24 protein-coding genes and 1 pseudogene are annotated in these 21,410 nt (G+C 61.3%); 18 read left to right on the top strand and 7 right to left on the bottom strand.

Annotated features, from left to right (window positions below; genetic code table 11):
- Positions 1–147: 147 nt before the first annotated feature.
- On the bottom strand, positions 148–285 hold the full coding sequence (locus CF68_RS36670) for a toxin-antitoxin system HicB family antitoxin (protein ID WP_084187522.1): 138 nt from the start codon (positions 283–285) through the stop codon (positions 148–150).
- Between the two features lie 276 nt (positions 286–561).
- Here CF68_RS36670 and CF68_RS38780 point away from each other — a divergent pair, with 276 nt between their 5' ends.
- A complete protein-coding gene (locus CF68_RS38780; protein ID WP_035825922.1) occupies positions 562–1,068 on the top strand; it encodes a hypothetical protein in 507 nt (168 codons plus the stop codon).
- Here CF68_RS38780 and CF68_RS39245 read toward each other — a convergent pair.
- The 3 genes and pseudogenes from CF68_RS39245 to CF68_RS39240 all read right to left on the bottom strand — a co-directional run bounded on the left by CF68_RS39245 (position 984) and on the right by CF68_RS39240 (position 3,965).
- On the bottom strand, positions 984–1,187 hold the full coding sequence (locus CF68_RS39245; RefSeq protein WP_084187520.1) for a hypothetical protein: 204 nt from the start codon (positions 1,185–1,187) through the stop codon (positions 984–986). The two genes, CF68_RS38780 and CF68_RS39245, sit on opposite strands and share 85 nt — an antisense overlap.
- A gap of 857 nt (positions 1,188–2,044) precedes the next feature.
- Positions 2,045–2,359: an H-NS family nucleoid-associated regulatory protein gene (locus tag CF68_RS29350; protein WP_013959497.1), complete on the bottom strand. Its 315-nt coding sequence runs from the start codon at positions 2,357–2,359 to the stop codon at positions 2,045–2,047.
- Positions 2,360–2,861: 502 nt separating this feature from the next.
- A pseudogene (locus CF68_RS39240) lies at positions 2,862–3,965 on the bottom strand (IS110 family transposase).
- A gap of 183 nt (positions 3,966–4,148) precedes the next feature.
- On the opposite strand from CF68_RS39240, the gene CF68_RS39235 reads away from it, so the two are divergent.
- The 7 genes from CF68_RS39235 to CF68_RS29305 are packed head-to-tail and all read left to right on the top strand — an operon-like array spanning position 4,149 to position 11,617.
- Positions 4,149–4,424, top strand: a complete 276-nt coding sequence (locus tag CF68_RS39235) for a ribbon-helix-helix protein, CopG family (protein ID WP_013959501.1) — start codon at positions 4,149–4,151, stop codon at positions 4,422–4,424.
- A 3-nt stretch (positions 4,425–4,427) separates the two neighbouring features.
- The gene (gene hyfB / locus CF68_RS29330) at positions 4,428–6,452 is read left to right on the top strand and encodes a hydrogenase 4 subunit B (protein ID WP_035825917.1); all 2,025 of its coding nucleotides are present in this window, start codon (positions 4,428–4,430) and stop codon (positions 6,450–6,452) included.
- A 7-nt stretch (positions 6,453–6,459) separates the two neighbouring features.
- Positions 6,460–7,407, top strand: a complete 948-nt coding sequence (locus tag CF68_RS29325; RefSeq protein WP_035825914.1) for a respiratory chain complex I subunit 1 family protein — start codon at positions 6,460–6,462, stop codon at positions 7,405–7,407.
- 10 nt (positions 7,408–7,417) lie between these two features.
- Entirely contained in the window at positions 7,418–8,077 is a 660-nt protein-coding gene (locus CF68_RS29320) for a formate hydrogenlyase (RefSeq protein ID WP_035825912.1), read from the top strand.
- 15 nt (positions 8,078–8,092) lie between these two features.
- Entirely contained in the window at positions 8,093–9,532 is a 1,440-nt protein-coding gene (locus CF68_RS29315; protein ID WP_035825909.1) for a hydrogenase 4 subunit F, read from the top strand.
- Between the two features lie 4 nt (positions 9,533–9,536).
- Positions 9,537–11,087: an NADH-quinone oxidoreductase subunit C gene (locus CF68_RS29310; RefSeq protein WP_035825907.1), complete on the top strand. Its 1,551-nt coding sequence runs from the start codon at positions 9,537–9,539 to the stop codon at positions 11,085–11,087.
- Positions 11,087–11,617 carry an NADH-quinone oxidoreductase subunit B family protein gene (locus tag CF68_RS29305; RefSeq protein ID WP_035825905.1) on the top strand — a complete coding sequence of 177 codons (531 nt, stop codon included), beginning with the start codon at positions 11,087–11,089 and terminating at the stop codon, positions 11,615–11,617. The genes CF68_RS29310 and CF68_RS29305 overlap by 1 nt, the downstream gene beginning before the upstream one ends.
- 169 nt (positions 11,618–11,786) lie before the next feature.
- On the opposite strand, the gene CF68_RS29300 is transcribed toward CF68_RS29305, so the two are convergent.
- On the bottom strand, positions 11,787–11,990 hold the full coding sequence (locus tag CF68_RS29300) for a ribbon-helix-helix protein, CopG family (protein ID WP_013959508.1): 204 nt from the start codon (positions 11,988–11,990) through the stop codon (positions 11,787–11,789).
- A gap of 146 nt (positions 11,991–12,136) precedes the next feature.
- Between CF68_RS29300 and CF68_RS29295 the strand changes: the two genes are divergently transcribed.
- The 6 genes from CF68_RS29295 (at position 12,137) to CF68_RS36660 (ending at position 17,088) form a co-directional block, all read left to right on the top strand.
- The gene (locus CF68_RS29295; RefSeq protein ID WP_152548574.1) at positions 12,137–12,448 is read left to right on the top strand and encodes an HPr family phosphocarrier protein; all 312 of its coding nucleotides are present in this window, start codon (positions 12,137–12,139) and stop codon (positions 12,446–12,448) included.
- 13 nt (positions 12,449–12,461) lie between these two features.
- Positions 12,462–13,292: a fused MFS/spermidine synthase gene (locus CF68_RS29290; protein WP_035825901.1), complete on the top strand. Its 831-nt coding sequence runs from the start codon at positions 12,462–12,464 to the stop codon at positions 13,290–13,292.
- 42 nt (positions 13,293–13,334) lie between these two features.
- Complete coding sequence (locus CF68_RS29285; RefSeq protein WP_035825899.1) at positions 13,335–14,495, top strand: DUF1275 domain-containing transporter; 1,161 nt, start codon at positions 13,335–13,337, stop codon at positions 14,493–14,495.
- A gap of 132 nt (positions 14,496–14,627) precedes the next feature.
- Positions 14,628–16,484, top strand: coding sequence for an RNA polymerase sigma factor RpoD (gene rpoD / locus CF68_RS29280; protein ID WP_035825896.1), 1,857 nt, complete (start codon positions 14,628–14,630; stop codon positions 16,482–16,484).
- The gene (locus CF68_RS37815; protein WP_013959513.1) at positions 16,481–16,645 is read left to right on the top strand and encodes a hypothetical protein; all 165 of its coding nucleotides are present in this window, start codon (positions 16,481–16,483) and stop codon (positions 16,643–16,645) included. The genes rpoD and CF68_RS37815 overlap by 4 nt, the downstream gene beginning before the upstream one ends.
- A gap of 95 nt (positions 16,646–16,740) precedes the next feature.
- Entirely contained in the window at positions 16,741–17,088 is a 348-nt protein-coding gene (locus CF68_RS36660) for a YkgJ family cysteine cluster protein (RefSeq protein WP_084187518.1), read from the top strand.
- A gap of 285 nt (positions 17,089–17,373) precedes the next feature.
- On the opposite strand, the gene CF68_RS29275 is transcribed toward CF68_RS36660, so the two are convergent.
- Positions 17,374–17,799, bottom strand: a complete 426-nt coding sequence (locus tag CF68_RS29275) for an amino acid-binding protein (protein WP_035825893.1) — start codon at positions 17,797–17,799, stop codon at positions 17,374–17,376.
- Between the two features lie 527 nt (positions 17,800–18,326).
- Complete coding sequence (locus CF68_RS29270; RefSeq protein ID WP_035825891.1) at positions 18,327–19,187, bottom strand: MBL fold metallo-hydrolase; 861 nt, start codon at positions 19,185–19,187, stop codon at positions 18,327–18,329.
- Positions 19,188–19,271: 84 nt separating this feature from the next.
- Between CF68_RS29270 and CF68_RS29265 the strand changes: the two genes are divergently transcribed.
- The 4 genes from CF68_RS29265 (at position 19,272) to CF68_RS29250 (ending at position 21,386) form a co-directional block, all read left to right on the top strand.
- Positions 19,272–19,604, top strand: coding sequence for a metalloregulator ArsR/SmtB family transcription factor (locus CF68_RS29265; protein ID WP_035825890.1), 333 nt, complete (start codon positions 19,272–19,274; stop codon positions 19,602–19,604).
- Entirely contained in the window at positions 19,598–20,032 is a 435-nt protein-coding gene (locus CF68_RS29260; protein WP_035825887.1) for a YeeE/YedE family protein, read from the top strand. Before CF68_RS29265 ends, CF68_RS29260 begins: the two co-directional genes overlap by 7 nt.
- A gap of 1 nt (position 20,033) precedes the next feature.
- Positions 20,034–20,465: a DUF6691 family protein gene (locus tag CF68_RS29255; protein ID WP_035825885.1), complete on the top strand. Its 432-nt coding sequence runs from the start codon at positions 20,034–20,036 to the stop codon at positions 20,463–20,465.
- A 582-nt stretch (positions 20,466–21,047) separates the two neighbouring features.
- The gene (locus CF68_RS29250; protein WP_200872607.1) at positions 21,048–21,386 is read left to right on the top strand and encodes a hypothetical protein; all 339 of its coding nucleotides are present in this window, start codon (positions 21,048–21,050) and stop codon (positions 21,384–21,386) included.
- Positions 21,387–21,410 lie beyond the last annotated feature (24 nt).

Raw genomic sequence — 21,410 nt, 5'->3', positions numbered from 1 at the left:
GCCCGCCAGCCTCGTCGAACGGCTCCAATGATTCTCTGAACTCGCTGACTTTTTATGCGCATAAATTACTTATGCAGCACTTTCATGTTGTCAGGCGGCAGTATGGTGCCCACGCCGCTTTCACCGGGAAATTTGGATTCTCATTTCCTATGCCAGAACCGCCAGGCGAGCGCTGACCAGACGGTTAATGCTGACGCCTTGCTCCGCCGCCTGAGTCGCCAAGGAACGATGCAACTCCGGCGGGATGCGAAGCGATAGGACTCCGCTATATTGCTTGTCCGCCAGCCAGCGGGATCAAGAACGATGCCCAGATTAGAGTCGGCGGTGAATCCATTACGCAGTCGCCTCGTCGCGGAGAATTAGCTTGTGGATTATCGGAGAGCGCGGGTGGGACGACCTCCCGTGCATCGATCTTCGAGGCGTAGGGCCTCCCCTCTTGTACGGTCTTGTGTTTTTGTCAACGTGATCTATTGTGAATTGGCGTCTGTGTCGGCAAGCATCCGAGGCTGGCGTAGCTGAAGAATCAACACGCACGATTTAGCACCCAAGAGAGGGAACATCATGCTTCGCGGACTATTCATACTCCTTTGCCTCTGCCTTGGAACATTGTCCGCAGCACAGACCAAGGGAGAACCTGAGAAAAGCATCGAGCAAGGCCCCCTGGAGAACCGGGTTAAGACCCTTGCGTCCATACAACCGGGGCTCGGGACTGTGATGCATGAGATGGGTTACCGTTTTACTAATATCTATTGGGCAGCCAATGGTGGCAATTGTGGCTTGGCGCAATACCAGCTCAAGGAGCTTCTTGAAGCTCAGGAAGTGGGAAAAATAACCAGACCGCAGCACGCACCAATGCTAAAGGCCAATGAGGAAACCTACCTCGCACCGCTGGCTCAAGCCATTGAAAAGCAAAACATCAACCAATTTAATCACCGTTTCTCGGCGGCGGTGAACGGTTGTAACGCGTGTCATACCGCATTGGGCTATGGCTTCATTCTGTTTAAGGTACCAAAGCTGCCGAAGCAGGAGTTTCTTGACTTTTCCCTCAAGACCGACCCCAAGCGCTGACGTTCGCTCAGCGTCAGGGCGGTTTTCACCATGGAAAACCGCATAGCGCCCTCACGGGCTTCGCCGTACCGCCGGCCACGAATGGTGAACTGGTGCAGATGTTCGTCCGTCCAGCCCATGACCGCCTGGATGACAGGCGTGTGGCTGCCCGAGGGCAATGTGCTCGGAATAGACGATAGTGCCCATCAAATTGTATTTTGGCCGCTCTCCCCGGTGAAAGACGCCTACCTGTTCTTCTAGAAGGTCGAGTAGCAGAGCGAAATTGATGTGCTCGGCATGCTATACAGCAAGTTGGTTGGCTATGGCGTGATCCACGGAAGCGGGTTAAGTTTAGTTTGCGTTTGAAGCCATATCGAACTCAAGCGCCCTTAGCAATAGTCTTCAGTCCATAGACAGGGCTGATATAGATCAATGGATTGAATCACGGAACGCTCCTTCAATGTCTTGACGCTCGGTACGAACGTCAGGGAACAGTACCAAGACATGCTGGCACCCTGGCATCATCACTGGCGAGCGTGCCTTGACCAGCGTGACGGGCCCATTCATGCAGCGGCTGGCCGCCGGCCAGCGCCGCCACCGCGCACGGCACCACGGTGTCGAAATCGATGGGGCAGACGCCGCTTTTAGCCGCTTCTTTCTTTTGGGGATCCGACACGCCCCGCTACGCAGGAATGCGGGACGACTGCCGGCCCAGGCGCCTTGGCGAATACGAAGCGCGGGCAACTCACAGCGGTTAATCGATTTTTCGTTCTACGGCTCTCTTCTACCGGATCTCGAGCTTTTTTGCACCGCGGCATCGAGGAGAACGTTGATCGCCCACGTCGCGGGCGCCGTCACGGAGTGCAGCCATTTCCGTCAGCGGATGTCCCGGCAGGCTCGTGGACGCGGCGAAAATCCTCCTTAGCCTGCCTCCCCCACGTCCTCTTCGGAGGTCCTATCAAGTCGCCGGCGCGCGTGGGGGCCCGCGTGCGACCGGTCATTCCTGCGGGATGAGGAAACGCTCGGGACGTTTGCCCAACCACGCAGGCGCCCGGCCTCGTCCGGACCAGGTTTTCCCGGTCTTGGGATCCATATACTTCGGCGGCAGCGGCTCCTTTTCCGCGGGAGCGGAGGCGGTACCGGCGGGCCTGCCCCGACGGCGCCGCGGCGCGACATCTTCCGGCGACAGACCATACTGAGACATCAAGCCGCGAATCTGTTCGATGACGCTCGCGACCTCGGTGGCGCGTGCCTCTTCGATCTGTGCTTCCAAAGCTTGTTTTTGCACAATCAGTTCTTTATACGTCGCCATCTCTTCGTCTCCAATTTTCAAGTCACGATTGACTTATACGCATTCTAAAGTCGGTCCGCAAGGTGTTCTCTAGATACTGATATGACTTCCCGTGTCAATCGGGATTGGTCTTTGGTTTCTGGTTTGTGCGTTTGATCTGAATTTCCTGAGGGCGACGTAGCAGTAAGTCTCGACGGTGGCTCACACTGGATATTCGCGGGTTGGCTACCGCATTACAGAGGTCTACCTGGACGTCCCCCGTTTGCGAAGGTTTTCGTGCGCGCTGACTGACAGGATAGGTTGCAGCTCTACATTCGGCCTTATTGCAGCCTGACGCGCTGCGGGCCCCTATGAAATCCGCTGACTCGCACCTCATTCCGCCCACGAGCTAAAAGCTCTCTCTGTAATTCAGGTTTGGCGAGCCCCGGTCCGACCTGTGTTGTCATCGCATACGATTGCCACCGCAACCTTTCAACGTGTCGTCCTGTAAAGGGTTATTGCTCTGGTACAGCACACACCGTGATCATGCCGGCTTCGTACTCACATGCTCTTTTTCATAGGGGCTGTTGTGGGCGAGAACTGCCCAGATTGTACGGGCCATCTTGTTGGCGAGCGCGACGATCGCGACGTTGGAATGCCGTCGTTTGACGAGCTGGGTACCCATGCACCCGGATCCTTCGCATTAGGTATCACCTCGCTTACTGATGCCCAGCAACACGGTCTTCCCGCCCATGCCCGTTTGTTTGGGAACCAGGCCGAGCCACGCCGCGAATTCCCGCCCGGACCTGAACGGCTTCGGATTACCCATGGTCGCGACGGCCGCGGTGGCGGTCAGGAGCCCGACGCCCGGTATGGCAGCAATCGCCTTGCATGCCTGGTCGTCTTTCAGCCATGTCTGCGAGCGCCGTTCAATGTCGGCGATCTGCCGGTCGAGCTTATCGAGGTCATTCCACTGCTCGCGCAGTGACTCGATGAGCATGCCGGGTAGTCGCCCGACGAGTTTCTCCAGAACACCGGGGATTGCCTTGTCGAGCGCCGCTCGGCTCTTGCCCATCACTTCACCATGGCCTGCAAGCCCAGTACGGCCGGGGAGAAGCCTGTTGACCACTGCCTCGCGCAGGGCCGCTTCGAGACGGCTGCATTGCGCGTTCCGGTCCTCGATAGCACGTCGATACTCGTCAAAGGCAAGTTGCTGCCACGCGCTATCGAACACAAAGGCGCTGATCCAGCGCCGGTGAGCTGTTCCCCAGTCGGCTCTGCCGCTGTAGCGGACCCCATGTGAAAGCAGAAAGGCCTTCAGCCGTTGGCGGGCGCGCTTCATATCGTCTTTGGCGTTGACCCAGGCGCGTGACAGATCCCGGAATGCTTCGTCCTCGACGCTGGGCACGTACACCGCCGACAGGTCCCCTGCACGCAACGAGCGCACCAGCTTGACCGCAGCGCGCCGATCGGTCTTGACGCGCTCTCCGGGTTTCTTCGGGATTTGCGACGGCGCGCACACCATGCATTCGAATCCCTTCCCTGCAAGCTGCCGGTAAAGGCCATATCCGCATGGGCCCGCATCGTCTACGAGGCGGGCCAGTTGGTCGCGCTCGAGCTTGCTTACCCGCTCTGCCAGATGGCACAAGTGCGGCTGTTCGTGCGCCGGACGACCACTATCGGTGGCGGCCAACCGGCTGCTGACGGAAATCGAGAAAAACTTCTCGGTGTTCCGGAATCGGCCGGCCAACGCCTCTAGCCCTTTGGATTCGCATGACCATCATCTATGATGTGATTCATGTAATCATCGTATTGCCATCTTGAGGCTCCCATGGAGCAAAAGACCGCTCGGCTTACGCTGCTCATCGATCCCAACAAGAAGGCTGCCTTCGAGCGCCTTTGCGCACAGCAGGATCTGACCGCCTCGCAGGTGATACGGCGTCTTATCCGCGACTACCTGGCCCGGCATGGCGTCCAGTACGTCCCCAGCGGCGTGGACACCGACAAAGCGGAAGCCATGGGCAAAGAGAGGCCACCGGTCGGCGCGCCGTCGCGGCGCGACGCGAAACTTCCCGCCAAGCGCCGTGCGATCCGTCGCGGAGCCTGATCCATGAGCAGCGTGCCCCCTCTTACCCAATGGCTCCATCTCGACTGGATGCTTGTTGTGGTTGGGGCCTGGCTGCTTGTCGGCGTGGCAGGGGTCCTGGTGCTGCATCGGTTTGCCCTGGTATCCCACGTGCTATTCCCCATCGGGGGACTGCTAGGGCTGGCGCTGTTCGGTCTGGCGCTCCACGCCGTATTCCGCGCGCCTGAGGCTGCCGTGCTGCCCATTGGCCTGCCCGCACTGCCGTTCCACCTCCGGCTCGACAGCCTGTCGGCCTACTTCCTGATGGTAATGGGAGGGGTGGCGACCGGCATCTCGACGTTTGCGGCTGGCTACTTCCGCAAGGGCGAAGGCACGCCACCAGGCCTCCTTTGTCTTGAGTACCACCTGTTCCTCGCCAGCATGACCGGGGTGATCCTAGCAGACGATGCCTACTCTTTCATGGTGATGTGGGAAACCATGGCGTTGTCTTCATTTTTCCTGATGACCGCCAACCACCGCATCGCCGAAGTCCGCGCCGCCGGCTATCTCTACATCACGATGGCACGCATCGGAGCGATCGCCATCCTGCTGTGCTTTGGCGTGCTGCAGGCCAACACCGGCGACTATACGTTTGCCAGCATGCGAGGCCAGGCGCTGACGCCGCTCTGGGCCTCGGTCGGTTTCCTGCTGGCGCTGTTCGGATTCGGCGCCAAGGCCGGCGTCCTACCTTTGCACGTCTGGCTGCCGGAGGCGCATCCGGCTGCGCCGTCACCGGTGTCGGCAATGATGAGCGGCGTCATGCTCAACACTGCCATCTACGGCCTGCTGCGTGTGTCCTTCGACCTGCTGCACGTGCGTCTGTGGTGGTGGGGCGGATTGCTGCTGGCCATTGGATTGGCCACCGCGCTGTTCGGCGTGGTCTTTGCCGCGGTACAAACCGACATGAAGCGGCTTCTGGCTTATTCGTCGATCGAGAATATGGGCCTACTCTTCGTTGCCATGGGCCTGACACTGCTGTTTTCAGCCTACGGCATGGCGCCAATGGCCGCCCTGGCCCTGACAGCCGCGCTCTACCATGTCGCCAGCCATGCCTTCTTCAAGAGCCTGCTCTTTCTGGGAACCGGTAGCGTGCTGCATGCCACCGAGGAGCGAAGCCTCGGCAAGCTAGGCGGATTGATTCGCTATATGCCATGGGTGGGCTGGCTGACGCTGCTGGGCGTGTTGGCTAGCGCCGGGCTGCCCCCGCTCGGCGGTTTCGTCTCAGAGTGGCTGCTGCTGCAGAGCTTCCTGTTCACGCCGGGTCTCCCGGAACCGATATTGACCATGCTGATCCCGGTGGTAGCCGCGCTGATCGCGCTGGTGGCGGCACTGGCCGGCTACACCATGGTCAAGTTCTTCGGCGTGATCTTCCTCGGCCAGCCCCGTGAGCCCAAGCTGGCCCACGCGCACGACGCCGGCCGCTGGGAGCGCGCGGGCATGCTGTGGCTGGCGCTGGGTTGTATCGCGCTTGGCCTGCTGCCGACCCAGTTCGTCCAGCTGATCGATCCGGTGACGCAGCAGCTGGTGGCGAGCGGACTCGGCGCCCGGACCGCGGCCAGCGGCTGGCTGCTGGCGCCGACCGGCCTGGCTCAGGCCAGCTATGGGCCGGTCATTTTCCTGCTAGGCATCCTCGCCAGTTTTGCGCTCGCCTACCTGCTGGTGCGCCGCTTTTACCACGGTCGGCTTCGCCGCAGCCCGCCCTGGGCTTGCGGCTTCCCATGGAGCACCGCGCGCATGCAGGACACTGCCGAGGGTTTCGGACAGCCGATCCGCCAGATCTTTGAACCGTTTTTCCTGATGCGCCGCGATCTGCCGACGCCATTCGATGAACAGCCGCACTACCGGGTCACAGTGGCGGATCATTTTTGGCGCTGGATGTATGTCCCCGTGATCGATCTGGCGTCGTATCTGGCCCGGCTGATCGGCCTGATGCAACAGGGACGCATCTCGGCATACCTGCTGTACAGCTTCCTGACTCTGGCCGCCACGCTATTGGCTGTGATGCGATGAAGGTTACATGAACCTGACCGGAATCCTGTCACAGCTACTCGAGATTGTGATCTCGATCGCGCTGGCGCCACTACTGATCGGCTGGATCAATCAGTGGCGGGCATGGCTGCAGAACAAGTCGGCACCCAGCCTCTGGCAACCGTATCGAATGCTGCACAAACTATTCAACAAGGAATCGGTGGTCGCAGATAATGCGTCGCCGCTGTTCCGCGCCACGCCCTATGTGGTGTTCGGCTGCATGGCGCTCGCTTGCTCGATCATCCCTACCGTTTCCACGGACCTGCCACTGGCACCGGCCGCCGACGCGATCGCCCTGGTCGGCCTGTTCGCGCTGGCGCGGGTCTTCATCTCGCTGGCGGCGATGGATGTCGGCACCGCGTTCGGAACGCTGGGCGCGCGGCGCGAGATGCTGATCGGCTTCCTGGCGGAACCGGCGCTGCTGATGGTGCTGTTCTCCGCCTCGCTGATCTCCAAGTCCACCTCGCTCACCACCATTGTCGAGACGATCGCTCACCGGGACCTGGCCATCTACCCGGGCCTGGCGTTTGCCGGCGTTGCGTTCACCATGGTATCTCTGGCCGAGAACGCCCGTATACCGGTCGACAATCCCGCCACTCACCTCGAGCTGACGATGATCCACGAGGCGCTAATCCTCGAATACTCGGGCCGACATCTGGGACTCCTTGAATGGGCGGCCAGCCTCAAGCTGTTCGCCTATTCCTGCATCGGCCTGGCACTGTTCTTTCCCTGGGGCGTTGCCGAAGCGCATGCTCCCCTGGCCATACTGCTGGCGCTGCCCGCGCTGCTGCTCAAGCTCATCGTGGGTGGGGTCCTGCTGGCGGCGCTGGAGACGGCGAGCGCCAAGATGCGCATCTTCCGTGTGCCGGAGTTCCTGGCCACTGCCTTTCTGCTGGCTGTGATCGGCATGCTGGTCCACTTGCTGCTGGCTCACTGAGAACACGGCAATGACTGCGCTCCTCACCCAGTTCGTCAACCTCCTTGGCGCGGTGCTATTGATCCTCGCCTTCGCCATGATCTCGCAACGACGAATCCTGTCGCTGATTAACCTGTTCACGCTGCAGGGGGCGACCTTGGCGTTGGCCACCGCCGTCGTCGGCTACGTGACGGGCCAGCCGCACCTTTATCTGTCGGCCGGGCTGACCCTGATACTCAAGGTGTTGCTCATCCCCTATCTGCTGCACCGCGTTATCGATCGTCTCCAGATACGCTGGGACGTCGAGACGCTGATCAACATTCCCACTACCATGCTGATCGGCATCATAGTGGTTATCTTCGCCTTCAACCTCACCATGCCGATCTCGCGGCTGTCGCTGAAGCTCGCCAGCGGCACGCTGGGCATCGCGCTGGCCTGCGTGCTGTTGTCCTTCCTGATGATGATCACGCGCTCCAAGGCGGTGCCACAGGTCATCGGTTTCCTGGCGATAGAGAACGGTCTCTTCTTCGCCGCCACCGCCGCAACCTACGGCATGCCGATGGTGGTCGAACTGGGCATCGCACTGGATGTGCTGATCGGCGTGCTGATCCTGGGTGTGTTCATGTTCCAGATCCGCGAGCAGTTCGACAGCTTGGACATCCGTCACCTTGAGAAGCTGAAGGAGGACTGAGTGATTTCCTTGGCCATGCTGCTCGCAACCCCGTTCGCCGGAGGGCTGGTGCTGGCGCTGGTGGGACATCGCGAGCGTGCACGCGACATCAATGTCGCGTTCAGCCTGGGCACATTCCTCGCCGCCTGCATGCTTACAGCGCAAATCGTCGCCAATGGCCCGATGCTGGCGTGGGGCCGTGAGTTCTACATCGACCCGCTGAACGTTTTTCTGGTTGCGCTCACCGCGTTCGTGGGCCTGACCACCTCGATCTTCTCGCGGCCGTACATGCGGGTGGAGCACGATCACGGTAAGATGACGCCGCCGCGGCTGCGCCTGTACCACAGCATGTACCAGCTCTTCACCTTCACCATGCTGCTGGCGCTGACGACCAACAATATGGGCATCGTGTGGGTTGCGATGGAGGCCGCCACACTGACCACGGTGCTGCTGGTCAGCGTCTACCGCACCGCCGCTAGCCTGGAGGCGGCATGGAAGTACTTCATCCTGTGCGGGGTGGGGATTGCCCAGGCACTGTTCGGCACGGTGCTGCTGTACATGGCCGCCGAGCAGGTCATCGGCCCGGAGGGTGGCGCGCTGCTGTGGACCAACCTGGACGCGGTCAAGCGCCAGCTCGATCCCAACATCATCACGCTGGCGTTCGCCTTCCTGTTTATCGGCTATGGCACCAAGGTCGGCCTGGTCCCACTGCACAACTGGCTGCCCGATGCCCACGCCGAGGGGCCAACCCCGGTGTCCGCGGTGCTCTCCGGCCTGCTGCTCAATGTGGCGCTCTATGCCGTGCTGCGCTGCAAGGTGCTGACCGATGCGGCGCTGGGCAACCATCTGACCGGCCGCCTGATGATGGGGTTCGGCCTACTATCGGTGGTCGCGGCCGTCTTCTTCCTGATCCGGCAGCGCGACATCAAGCGCATGTTCGCGTATTCGTCGATCGAGCACATGGGCTTGATGACCTTCGCCTTCGGCATGGGCGGGCCGGTCGCCAGCTACGCCGGCCTGCTGCACATGACGGTGCATTCGCTGGTCAAGTCCGCGATCTTCTTCGCTGTTGGCCACGCCGCGCAGAAAGCTGGCACGCAAATCATGGACGACATCCGCGGACTGATCCGTGTCAGTCCCACGGTCGGCTGGGGTCTGATGGTAGGGGTGCTCGCCATCCTGGGTATGCCGCCGTTCGGGGTCTTTGCTAGCGAGTTCCTGATCGTCACGACCGCCATGCGCGAGCAGCCGTGGGCCACGCCCTTCCTGCTGCTCGCACTCGGGTTGGCGTTCGCGGCGGTGTTCAGTCGGGTGCAACCGATGGTGTTCGGCGACACCACGCTCAAGCCGCTGGCGCATCCGCCAGCGCTGGTCCCGGTGTTCACGCACCTCGCCCTGGGGCTAATGTTGGGTCTTTATATCCCGCCCTATCTCAACACCTGGTACCGGCAGGCAGCCGCCATGCTGGGGAGCTGACCCGATGACACCGTCAGATCTCAGGCTCGATCTGCTGCGGCTGCCCGGGCCGCTGCCAGTCTGGCATGGTCAGGTCGGGCACGACGGCTGGTCCGCCACGGCCCGTGCGGTGGCGGACGCGGGCGGGCGCCTCGTCGCGCTGTGGGGCGTCGACCGGAGTGGCAGCCGCGGTGCGTTGACGGCATGCGTGACGTACGCCACGCCGCGGGGACTGATATGGCTCGAACTGCGGCTTGATGGTATCGCGCCCGCGGTGCCGGATCTGGCCGGCATATTCCCATGCGCGGGCCGGATGCAGCGTGCCATGACCGACCTGGTGGGTATCGCCGTGCCGGGCAACCGCGATGCCCGGGCCTGGCTGGACCACGGCCTGTGGCCGCCGGGGGCGCGGCCGCTGCAAAGCGGCGCGTCTGCGGGAGCGGCCACGGCCGGCAAACTGCCTGCCGACTATCCTTTCGTGCGGGTGGAGGGTGACGGGGTGCACGAGATCGCCGTCGGCCCGGTGCATGCCGGCATCATCGAGCCCGGCCATTTCCGCTTTTCCGTGGTCGGCGAGAAGGTGCTGCGGCTGGAAGAACACCTGGGCTACACCCACAAGGGCATTGAGCGGCGTTTCACCGATCTGGCGCCGCTTGAGGGTTTCCGGCTGGCCGGCCGGGTCTCGGGCGATTCCACCGTGGCTTATGCCTGGGCCTATTGCATGGCGCTGGAGTCCGCCTGGGGCTGCACGCCTCCACCGCGGGCGGACTGGCTGCGCGCCCTGATGCTCGAGCGTGAGCGGGTGGCCAATCATATGGGTGACCTGGGGGCGCTGGGCAACGACGCGGGGCTTGCCTTCGGCCTGGCGCAATTCTCGCGCTTGCGCGAAGACTGGCAGCGGCTGTCCGGAGAGGCTTTCGGTCACCGGCTGATGATGGACGCCGTGGTGCCGGGCGGCGTTGCGCGCGACCTGACGCCAGCGATGCTTGAGCGCCTGCGTCAGCAGTGCGACCACATTGAGCGGGAAGTACGCGTGCTGCGTGCGGTGTACGATGAGCACGCGGGCCTGCAGGACCGCTTTCTTGAGGCGGGCCGCGTCACGCCACAGCTTGCCGCCCGGCTTGGGCTGACCGGCCTCGCCGGACGTGCCAGTGGCCGCGCCGTGGACCTGCGCTGCGACCTCGCCTGGCTACCTTACGATAGCTTGGCAGTGAAAATGGCCACCCACCGCGGTGGCGATGTCGCCGCCCGCGTGGCGGTGCGATTCGATGAGCTGTTGGAGTCGCTGCGCCTGATCCGCGCTATCTGCGCAGGCCTGCCGGACGGAGCCACGCGAATCGTGCTGCAAGCGCCCGCTGGCGCCGCCATCGGGGCAGGATGGGTGGAGGGCTGGCGTGGCGAAGTCTTCGCCGCGCTCGAGCTTACCTATGACGGCCGCATCCTCCGTTGCCATTGTCACGACCCATCGTGGCAGAACTGGCCGGTGCTCGAGCACGCCATCATCGGCAACATCGTGCCGGACTTTCCGCTGATCAACAAATCCTTCAACCTCAGCTATTCGGGGCACGATCTCTGATGTGGCAAATCCTCAAGCAGATTGCCCGCACCGGCATTGTCACCGAGCCGGCGCCGCCCACCCCGGCGGGCGAGCCCGCCTCTATCCAGCGCATTCACCGGGAGCTGCTCGACATACTCGGTCAGGCGCTGACGATCCGGCAGGTCGACGCAGGCTCGTGCAATGGCTGCGAGCTGGAGATCCACGCACTCGGCAATCCTTACTACAACATTGAAGGTCTCGGCATCAAATTCGTCGCCAGCCCGCGCCATGCCGACATGCTCCTGGTGACCGGACCCGTCTCGCGTCACATGGAAGAGGCCCTGCGACGCACCTACGCGGCAACCCCGGAGCCGAAACTGGTAGTGGCGGTGGGCGACTGTGGCTGCACCGGCGGTATCTTTGGGGAGAGCTATGCAAGCTGCGGTCGTGTCGCCAATGTCATCCCCGTAGACGTAACCGTGCCAGGCTGTCCACCGCCGCCATTAGAGATCCTGCGCGGGATTCTGAGCGCCATTCGGCAGCGGCAGACCAATCCCGCATGGCGCTAGCGATGTTGCTCGCCAGGGCGCCTTGTATGCGATGCCCTGCAATTTGCCAACTTAGGCCCAGACTCGCAATCGTCGACACCGCTTGGCCCCGAAAGCACCTAACGCGCGTCGCGCCATGTGAAGCAGACCCATGCGAACGCCTGGGCAACTAGCCCTTTCCTACTACGTATCACCCACGTTCCTTCGCCGCCAAACCAGGTGCGCCGATCTTCGGTTTGGTGGCGTAGTCCACCTCGTACTGCTGCAAATAGTCGCGGATCATCTGGCGAACAATCTGAGATGGCGTCTGGTCTTGGGCGGCACAGAGCGCCTCAAAAGCCTTCTTCTTCTCCGGATCGATCAATACGGTCAGGCGAGCGGTCTTGGATTCCATGCGTTCTGGAGTGTCATGTTATGATAATAGCATTATCATTATATACAATTGCAAGGCTCACCACGTATCCCGCCGACATGAACTGTCGTGATGCCGGAGCGTAAGCAAAACTGCATGCCAAGCACGCACTCGCGGCATCAGTAGGGATGAGCGTTTTGGCTCACTTTTTTTTCGATGAGGGCACAGTGGTAGAAGTGACCATAGAGGTGGCCGCCAAGGATGGGCTTCAGGCACGGAATTCCGCGCGCTTGGCTTTCACGGCCAATCAGTTTGAGTGCGACATCCTGCTCACCAGCGGCCCCTGGGTCGCAAACGCCAAGAACGTGATGGAGGTCATGCGGCTGTCCGCTCCGGCGGGGACGTACATACGCATCCAGGCGGACGGCGTGGACGAGGCCGCCGCTGTCGTTACCATCGCGGCCTTGCTCAGGGGGGATGCACTCCCCAAGTCTCTCTAATGGAAACGGACAGATGCACGCCGACCGCTCCTCGTTCGAGGCCTATCTGAAATTCCTGGCCGAGGCGACCAGCGACGGTACGCCCCAGGTGTTGGAAACCAAGCACGCGCTGTCGCTGCATTTCGACGCACTGGCCACCCAAAGCTTCATGTCGCGCAAGGATCCCGACAAGCTCGTGCTGGGTTACACCAGAACGATGATGGGCTTCCTGCTGTTGCACCCGACTCCAACCAGAATCTCGATGATCGGCTTGGGTGGCGGTTCACTTGCCAAATACTGCTACCGGCATCTACCCAACACCAAGGTTGTGGCAATTGAGATCAATCCGGCGGTCATCGCCTTGCGCGAGCAGTTCCAGATCCCGCCGGACGACGAACGACTCGAGGTGGTTTGCGCGGATGGCGCCGAATATGTCGCGAACCAGAATGCGCGTCCGGACGTCATCCTGGTGGACGGCTTCCTGGCCGACGGCATGCCGGTACAGCTTGGCACCGCGGATTTTTATGCCGCCTGTCATGCACGCCTGGCCGACACCGGTGTGCTGGTCGCGAATTTTCTCGAAAGCGATCCCGATATCCCGCTCTATCTGGAGGAAGTCAGCGCCGTGTTCGGCAAATCAATGTCGATTTCCCTGTCCGAGGACAGTGCTAACTACACGCTGTTCGCCTGGAAAGGGGCACACAAGCTGCCCGCTCTAGAAGCACTGAAGGCGCGGGCGCGCATCCTGGAAACGGCGCACTCGCTGAACCTGACTGCAGCCGCTCACCGTCTGAAACGCGGCGAGCGCCTTGCATCGGATCGTGCCGCCTGGCCCAAGCTGGCAAGGCGGTCGGTCCGGCATTGACAAGCCTCTTCCTTGCGTGCAGGCCTTCTCACCAACGCAACCATGCCAATCCTGTACTTGCGTAAGCTGACCGGGAAGGAGCGCAGTCCCGACAGCAATCGGCAACTGGCCTGCTACCTGGCCTTTGTTGCCGGAGCAACCAACGCAGGCGGCTTCCTCGCCGTGCAGCAGTATACCTCGCACATGTCGGGGATCGTGTCCGCCATGGCGGACAACCTGGCGCTTGGCAGTTTCTGGCTGATGTTGGACGGCCTGGGGGCGCTGCTGTCGTTTTTGGCGGGCGCCGCCTGCTCAGCGGTGCTGATTAACTGGGGTCGGCGAGAGCACCTGCATAGCGAATACGCATTGCCGCTCATGCTGGAAGCCGCGCTGTTGGTGTGTTTTGGCCTGCTTGGAAGCAATCTCGAGCACCACGAATGGCTGTTCGTGCCGGCAACGGTCATGGTGCTTTGTTTCATCATGGGCTTACAAAATGCCATGATCACCAAGCTGTCAAACGCCGAAATCCGCACCACGCACGTGACCGGAATGGTCACGGACATCGGCATAGAACTGGGCAAGCTGTTTTACTGGAACTTGTCCAGAGCCGACTTGAGCAAGCCACCGGTGCTCGCCAATCGGCACAAACTGCGGGTACTCATCACGCTCATCGCATTGTTCTTCGCCGGCGGGATCATTGGTGCCCTGGGGTTCAAGCACGTCGGGTTCAGCGCCACGCTCGTGCTGGCAACCCTGCTGCTCGCCCTCGCGGCAGTCCCTGTGCTCGACGATGTGCGTCTGCACTTGTGGCGCCGGGACCTTCTGCCTCATTTGGCCTCACGCTCCCGGCGTTGGGCTCGCGCAGTCAAGGAAGATGCGCACGCGGTGTGGCTGGCCGCGCAAGATCGCCGCACGCCATGGTATGCGAAAGCGCTAGCCTTGCTGGTCGCCGCCTATGCCTTGTCGCCCATTGACCTGATTCCGGATTTCATTCCAGTGCTCGGCTATCTGGATGACGTGGTGGTGGTGCCTCTCGGCTTGTTGCTGGCAATACGATGGATTCCGGTTGAAGTGATGCGCGAGCATCGCGCAGCGGCCGCTGCAGCCATCAGCCGCCCCGTCATCCACGTCGCGGCGCTGGTGATCGTAACGCTCTGGGCCATTGCTGCGGTGTCGGCATTGATCTGGCTCGTGCAACATCTTCCCGGGCGGGGAGGCAACTGAAAGGACGGCCCGATCTGGCACAGCCATCGGCCAGCCCCACAGCGAAGTCGCGGTCTGGCTGACGCCGGGGGCAGAAATGATGCGCTTTGCGAACGCCTCAGGCGGAAGCGAGGCGCGTGAGCGCGCAATTAAATGAGCGAGAACCTACGTACAAGCCTGCTTGCGCTAATCGCCCTTGGCAAAGAGCGCGGTTTCCTGACGCGTGGTGAGCTGAGCGATCAGCTTCCGGATTGCGACGAAACATCAGGTGCCATCGACCGGACGCTGGCGATGGTGGCCGATCTCGGCATCGAGGTGGTCGACCGAGCGCCGGCGGAAGCTCCAGCATGGCTGACTCAGGATGCGGCACCCTCCGCAAATGAGGAGGATGTCGCAGAGGAAGTCGCCGCGGCCATCACGCAGAGCGACGGTCGATTGACTCGCACGACGGATCCCACGCAGATGTATCTGCGAGAGATCGGCGCGATCCCTCTTCTGACGCGCGGGGAGGAGGTGGCCATCACCCGGCGCATCGAAGACGCATTGGCGGAAATGATGGCGGCGATGGTGGCTTGCCCAGTCGTGGTTTCCGAACTCCTGGCTATGGCCGACCGGGTTGCCTGCGATGAGATGGCATTTGATGATCTGGTCGATCACATTGTGGAGCCGCAAGCCGAGGCAGGCGGTAGCCTGCAATCAGAAGCGCAGGTGCAGACCGAAACGGAGCTGGAAGGTGACGATACAGGGCTCGACGATGGCGATCCGGTGCCGATGACGTCTTCTGATAGAGAATCACTGCGATGGCGGGGCGCCTTCGAAAGGTTTGCAGCAATCCGATGCCAGGCCAATGCGCTTGCCAGTGTCGCTTGCTGCCCAAAAGCAGAACCCACCCAGTATGTCAGGGTGCTGATCACCCTCCAATCTGAGCTTGCGGCATTCCGCTTTAGCCCGCCCGCCATTGCGGAGCTCACACAGATCCTTGAAGCGTTGATCGGGGAGGTTCGTCAAACGGAGTGCCACATCGCCGAGATTCTGATCGACAAATGTGGCATCGCGCGCGAAGTGTTTCTAGAAGGATTCAGGGATCAAGCCGCAAATCTAGACTGGATGAAAGCGCTCGCCGCCGAGAACCCTGCCATTCGCGCTCACCTGACAAGATGGGCGCCTGAAGTGCGAGCGCTTCAGCAACAGTTGCGTGCCCTGGAGGCCCGCGCCGGGATGCCGCTGGGGGATCTGCGGGAAACCGCCAAACGAGTCGCGAAGGCGAAGACGAAAGCCCTGCAAGCCCGGTCCGAGATGATCGGGGCCAACCTCCGACTGGTGGTCTCCATCGCCAAGAAATACCAGAACCGTGGCTTGCCGTTGCCGGATCTCATCCAAGAGGGAAATATTGGACTCATGCGCGCCGTAGACAAATTCGATTACCGGCGCGGCTACAAGTTCTCAACCTACGCCACCTGGTGGGTTCGGCAGGCGGTCATACGTGCCATCGCCGATAAGGCGCCCTCCATTCGTATACCGATGCATCTTGTGGAGGCCATGGGCAAGATCAACCGGCATTCACGCGAGATCTTCAGGGAAACTGGCGCCATGCCAACGCCGTCCATGTTGGCTGCCCGTTTGGCGATGAGCGAGAAACAGATCAAATCCATCCTGAATCTCGTCAAGCAGCCGATCTCGCTGGAGACGCCTTTGGGGGAAAGCGGGGATGCCCTACTAGGAGACACCTTGGCTGACGAGGACACGGTATCCCCAGTGGACGCGGCGACCCGGGTGGCACTCCATCAGGAAATGGAAACCGTTCTGGCAAGGCTAACCCCGCGCGAGGCAAAAATTTTGCGCATGCGCTTTGGCGTAGGGCTGCAGACAGACTACACGCTGGATGAAATCGGCGCGCAGTTCGGTCTGACCCGCGAGCGCATCCGCCAACTGGAATCCCAGGCATTGCGAAAGTTGCGAAAACCTGAGCTGACGACACGGCTCAATGGCTTCGTAGAGAGAAAGACATGAGCGACGAACAGTATCACCGTGCCGTGGACCTGATCCACTTGCTCTACGCAGCACTGGTCGGCCGGATGACGCCCGGCGGAGGCGAGGAAGCCCGTGAGCTGGCCGAGAGCGCTATGCAAGAGGCGTCGGAATTCCTCGGACTACCGTCGAAGGAACGGTAGTTGAACGAGATCGCGGCGCACAGTTGGGTTGAACGTAGCGCACAACCTTCCGCTACCTCGGCTCGCTACTGACCTACTGCTTGATACCTGCACCAATGAATAGTCAAAAGATCAGATTTCTTCGCTCACGAATTCCCAAGTTCGAGTGCACCCCTGGATGTCATGACTGTTGTGGCCCTGTGACAACCTCAACGGAGGAAATGTCGAGGCTTCCCGTCAAGAGCGATGCTGAGCACGAAACTGCGCTGGCAAACCTAAGTTGCCCTCATCTTGGTACCACGGGATGCAGCGTGTATTCGGAGCGCCCATTGATTTGCCGCTTGTTTGGAACGACCCCAAGGCTTGCCTGCCCGAACGGAAACCGGCCGGACAAAATGATCGATCCGGACATTGAACAACAGATTCAGCGCTTCTTTCTAGAGACACGTCACGTGCTGGTCTGACTGAGGCAAGAGGCCACAGCCGGTAGGCAACAACGGGGCGCAGGCAATTCGCTATCGTAAGGCGCGCATTGCGCAACAGAGCCAACGGTGGCTGGCGGCAATGCCGGTGGTATCTGGGGCCTCGGGCCCCAGACCAAGTAGGCGCTGAATGAGACCGGGCGACAATCTGGTCTGTCGCGCGGGGCGTTCGCCAATCGAATCCGAAGCGTTGTGCACGTCGCGCGAACCGGGCACTCGACGCCTCTCGATACCTATCGCGAGCGCATCATGTGTGAACGCGCTCCTTCAAAGAACGGCTTTGAGGACGTCCGCTGCCCGGTTCGCCTCTGCCTGCGAGTCAACGGCCACGTACGCGACGAATTGCGTACCGATCACCGCCGCTGAAAAGCCACGGAGGTTGATCCCCGCTTCGGCTAGGTCCTCGGTCATTGCAACGGCAAGCCCCGGCTGATTGCTGCCCTGGACTCGAACACAGTGCTGCTTCCGCGCGATATTGAACCCTGCCACGGCCGCCGCCACCATTTCCCGATCTCCCTGCAGCGGTGTGACAAACACGAGGCATTCGCCAGGCCTGTCTGGACTGCGCCGTGCAATGATGAATTGCAGGTCGGCCCCGACATCGCGCAGGGTCGTCAAGATCGCGGCCAGGCCGCCGGGCTTGTCCGGAATGCTCGCCACCCAGACTTCCACTTGTTCCACGAGCAGTTCCATTGTCGCTTCTCCTAGCCCTTCTCGTTCGGTGCAAGCGGCCGCTTCCCGTATCGGCTGGTCATCCAGCCGTGGCGCACCATCCATTGAATGGGTGCTCAGCGAGAAGCCGTCTTCTTGGAGCAAACGGCGGACGTGTCTCGATGCCATCGCTTTAGCGGTAGACCAGCACGGGGACCTTGCTATGGGTCAGCACCTTCAGCGAAGCGTCAGTGGCAAGATGCACCACATGATGATGCACCAGAACTGGATGCAGCCGCGCCAACCTTGAGGACTACCGCGGGCGATTACGCTTGCATTTCTGCAAAAGACCGGCCCAGTCGACGACGTCGGTCAGTCTCAAGGCTACTGATTCGAAGTCAGGACCAGCGAACATATGCGTTTGCCTGTCCCCTTCATGCAAATGCTAGTGCTCCTCAGATGAAGAGAGTTGATGAAAGACAATACCTGCCTCAACTCGGACTGGTCCACGCCAATCGAGGCGTAGCTCTCATGCGCCACTCATCGGTAAGGTCGGTCACAAACCTGACTCAGATGACGTTTAGCGGGATTTTTAAATAGCGAACGCCATTCGCATCGGGCGGCGGCAACTCCCCGGCTCGGATATTGACTTGCACCGACGGCAGAAGCAGCGTGGGCATCGCCAGCGTCGCATCGCGCGCCTGGCGCATGGCCACGAACTGTTCCTCGCTCACGCCGTCATGCACGTGGTTATTGCCTTCGCGCTGAGCGCGCACCGTCGTTTCCCATGCAGGCCCGCGCCCCTCGGGCGGATAGTCGTGACACATGAAGAGCCGTGTATTACTCGGCAGGTCCAGCAGCTTGCGGATGGAGCGATACAACTCGTGCGCGTCGCCGCCCGGGAAATCGCATCGAGCCGTGCCGACGTCCGGCATGAACAGCGTATCGCCGACAAAGACCGCATCACCAATCTGGTAAGCCATGTCGGCGGGTGTATGTCCTGGCACATGAATCGCCCTGCCGGTCAGGCCGCCGACGGCAAACGTCGCTCCGTCGTCGAACAGGTGGTCGAACTGCGACCCGTCGAGCCGGAACTTCGGTTCCAGATTGAAGAGTTTCTTGAACACCCCCTGTACACGGCGAATGTTCTTGCCTATTGCTATCTGGCCACCCAGGCGGCGCTTCAGGTATGGCGCGGCAGACATGTGGTCGGCGTGCGCATGCGTCTCGAGAATCCACTCGACACGCAGTTCGTGCGCGCGCACAAACGCAATGACCTTATCAGCACTTGCCGTAGATGTCCGCCCCGCCTTGGGGTCGTAGTCCAGCACTGAGTCGATGATGGCGCACTCGGAGCGCCCCTCCTGAAAGACCACGTACGTCACGGTCCAGGTCGCAGGGTCGAAGAACGGCTGGATAGTCGGGTGCACGCTCGCCTCCTTGGATGCAGTGCATTCTATTCACATACATTCTATTGTTTTATATAATATTAACAAGCAAAATGTAACCGACCTATGGACCAACCCCACTCCACCATCGACCTCGCCAGCATGCAAGTTGCAGCGGCGCAGGCCTGCGCCCTGCTCAAGGTGCTTGCCAATCCGGATCGCCTGCTGCTGATGTGCCGCCTGTCCCAAGGCGAGCTGTCTGTCGGTGAGCTGGAGGAACAGCTCGGCATCCGGCAGCCGACGTTGTCTCAACAGCTCGGTGTGCTGCGCGAGAACAGCCTGGTGGCGACGCGCCGTGACGGCAAGAGCATCTTCTATTCGGTGGCGAGCCCCCAGGCGCTTGCCGTCATGGCGGTCCTTTATGAACAGTTCTGTGCCAACCAGGAGGCGACATGCTGATTGACCTCGCTAACTTCACGCCCGGCCTGTCACTGGTCGGCGGGCTCATCATCGGTGTGGCAGCCGCCGTGCTGCTGCTGTTCAACGGCCGCATTGCCGGCATCAGTGGCATCTTCGGCGGCCTGCTCAGCCTGCCTCGAAAGGACATGGCCTGGCGCCTGACCTTCCTCGCTGGCCTGGTTGGCGCTCCTGTGATTGCGAGCCTGCTCGGCAAGCCGGCCATTGCGGATATTCAGGCAAGCTGGGGCGAAATCCTGGCCGCCGGCTTCCTGGTCGGCCTTGGCACCCGCTACGCCAGCGGCTGCACCAGCGGCCATGGTGTGTGCGGCATCTCGCGCGGCTCCATCCGCTCGCTGGTCGCCACCCTCACCTTCATGGTGGCGGGATTCCTGACTGTTTTCGTGCAACGGCACCTGATTGGAGGGTGATATGACCGCCATGACTGCACTCCTCGCAGGCTTGCTATTTGGCATTGGCCTGATGGTCTCCGGTATGGCCAACCCGGCCAAGGTGCTGGGCTTTCTTGACCTTGCAGGAGCCTGGGATCCGTCCCTCGCTTTTGTGATGGCCGGTGCCATTGCCATTGGCTCGCTCGCCGCCCTCATCGCCAAACACCGCAAGCGCTCCTTCCTGGGGCTGCCTGTGCAACTGCCGGCCAGCACGACCGTAACGCTGCGGCTGCTCCTGGGCAGCGCCGCCTTCGGCGTCGGCTGGGGTCTGGCCGGCTTCTGCCCTGGCCCCGCGCTGGTTACCCTGGGCGCTGGCTATCCGAAGGCTATTGGCTTTGTGGCAGCAATGGTTGCTGGCATGCTCGTGTTCGAGGTCGCGGAGCGCGCCAAATCAAGCATGCAACGGGCCTAGGCACGCCAGCACTGGCAGCGATGTCCACGTACGTCGCCCCCACATGCAGCCGTGTACCAGCCGGCAAAGTGCCGTGCATCCCGATGACTTTGGGCACGAGACCCGTTCGCGACCCTACCGATATGCGCCCTCCTTCCCGAAGCACCAGCCGCCGCTCCCGTGAGTTTTGTTAAAGCGCACGCTCACCACCGGTGACTTTTGGTCCAAAGGGCGTCGGGATCCGCATCGGGCCCGCACCCGTATGGGATCGGGAAAGCGGGAGAGCGCTGTTCCTATGCCTCTCCGGTGGTGCTTCAATATTTGATCAAGAGTCAAACGCTCCTTTGATCTGGATCATTCTGGCGAGTGCCAGCCGAGCTACTTTGCAAGTAGCAAGTCAATACCTTCTCGGCGGGCGGATCGCGTCGCCGTATGATGTATGCGTAAACGCACTGATCGTCGCAGGCCCGCCAAGCTGGACCAACGGAGGATCACCATGGCGAACGAACTGATTTTAATGCTGCATCCCGCGGTGGGGGTGCTGGCTATTCTCGCTGCCGTGTGGGTGATGGCTGAAACGCTTAACATCAGCAGCAATATGCCATGCGCATCCGCAGCGCCAGTATCGCCGTGGCCTGTCTTATCTGGTCGGCCTATTTGATTGGTGGCTATTGGTATGTCCTTCATTATGCAACCGACAAGGCTTTGATCTTGGCTGGCCCATGGCCGTTTGCACACAGCTTCGTCATGGAGACCAAGGAACACGTGTTCTTGCCGCTACTACTGCTTGCAAGCTACCTGCCCATTGCGGCTTCGAATGATCTAGCGGCCAGCAAGGGGGCTCGTGTGCTTGTGTCTTGTTCAGCGGCGCTCATTGTCTTAATGGGACTGGCCATGGAAGGTGCTGGCGCGTTTGTCGCGATGGGGGCTAAGCTCATTTGATTACACACAAGTCAGTCACCCAGT

Source organism: Cupriavidus sp. SK-4 (assembly GCF_000611125.1).
GTDB lineage: Bacteria > Pseudomonadota > Gammaproteobacteria > Burkholderiales > Burkholderiaceae > Cupriavidus > Cupriavidus necator.
The sequence above is the reverse complement of the archived record's forward strand: the minus strand, read 5'-3'. Positions and strand labels throughout refer to the sequence as shown.

Coding starts and splice junctions, on each gene's coding strand:
- CF68_RS38780 (WP_035825922.1), top strand. CDS start 562: ATGCTTCGCGGACTATTCATACTCCTTTGCCTCTGCCTTGGAACATTG.
- CF68_RS39245 (WP_084187520.1), bottom strand. CDS start 1,187: ATGGGCTGGACGGACGAACATCTGCACCAGTTCACCATTCGTGGCCGG.
- CF68_RS29350 (WP_013959497.1), bottom strand. CDS start 2,359: ATGGCGACGTATAAAGAACTGATTGTGCAAAAACAAGCTTTGGAAGCA.
- CF68_RS39235 (WP_013959501.1), top strand. CDS start 4,149: ATGGAGCAAAAGACCGCTCGGCTTACGCTGCTCATCGATCCCAACAAG.
- hyfB (WP_035825917.1), top strand. CDS start 4,428: ATGAGCAGCGTGCCCCCTCTTACCCAATGGCTCCATCTCGACTGGATG.
- CF68_RS29325 (WP_035825914.1), top strand. CDS start 6,460: ATGAACCTGACCGGAATCCTGTCACAGCTACTCGAGATTGTGATCTCG.
- CF68_RS29320 (WP_035825912.1), top strand. CDS start 7,418: ATGACTGCGCTCCTCACCCAGTTCGTCAACCTCCTTGGCGCGGTGCTA.
- CF68_RS29315 (WP_035825909.1), top strand. CDS start 8,093: ATGCTGCTCGCAACCCCGTTCGCCGGAGGGCTGGTGCTGGCGCTGGTG.
- CF68_RS29310 (WP_035825907.1), top strand. CDS start 9,537: ATGACACCGTCAGATCTCAGGCTCGATCTGCTGCGGCTGCCCGGGCCG.
- CF68_RS29305 (WP_035825905.1), top strand. CDS start 11,087: ATGTGGCAAATCCTCAAGCAGATTGCCCGCACCGGCATTGTCACCGAG.
- CF68_RS29300 (WP_013959508.1), bottom strand. CDS start 11,990: ATGGAATCCAAGACCGCTCGCCTGACCGTATTGATCGATCCGGAGAAG.
- CF68_RS29295 (WP_152548574.1), top strand. CDS start 12,137: ATGAGCGTTTTGGCTCACTTTTTTTTCGATGAGGGCACAGTGGTAGAA.
- CF68_RS29290 (WP_035825901.1), top strand. CDS start 12,462: ATGCACGCCGACCGCTCCTCGTTCGAGGCCTATCTGAAATTCCTGGCC.
- CF68_RS29285 (WP_035825899.1), top strand. CDS start 13,335: ATGCCAATCCTGTACTTGCGTAAGCTGACCGGGAAGGAGCGCAGTCCC.
- rpoD (WP_035825896.1), top strand. CDS start 14,628: ATGAGCGAGAACCTACGTACAAGCCTGCTTGCGCTAATCGCCCTTGGC.
- CF68_RS37815 (WP_013959513.1), top strand. CDS start 16,481: ATGAGCGACGAACAGTATCACCGTGCCGTGGACCTGATCCACTTGCTC.
- CF68_RS36660 (WP_084187518.1), top strand. CDS start 16,741: ATGAATAGTCAAAAGATCAGATTTCTTCGCTCACGAATTCCCAAGTTC.
- CF68_RS29275 (WP_035825893.1), bottom strand. CDS start 17,799: ATGGAACTGCTCGTGGAACAAGTGGAAGTCTGGGTGGCGAGCATTCCG.
- CF68_RS29265 (WP_035825890.1), top strand. CDS start 19,272: ATGGACCAACCCCACTCCACCATCGACCTCGCCAGCATGCAAGTTGCA.
- CF68_RS29260 (WP_035825887.1), top strand. CDS start 19,598: ATGCTGATTGACCTCGCTAACTTCACGCCCGGCCTGTCACTGGTCGGC.
- CF68_RS29255 (WP_035825885.1), top strand. CDS start 20,034: ATGACCGCCATGACTGCACTCCTCGCAGGCTTGCTATTTGGCATTGGC.
- CF68_RS29250 (WP_200872607.1), top strand. CDS start 21,048: ATGCGCATCCGCAGCGCCAGTATCGCCGTGGCCTGTCTTATCTGGTCG.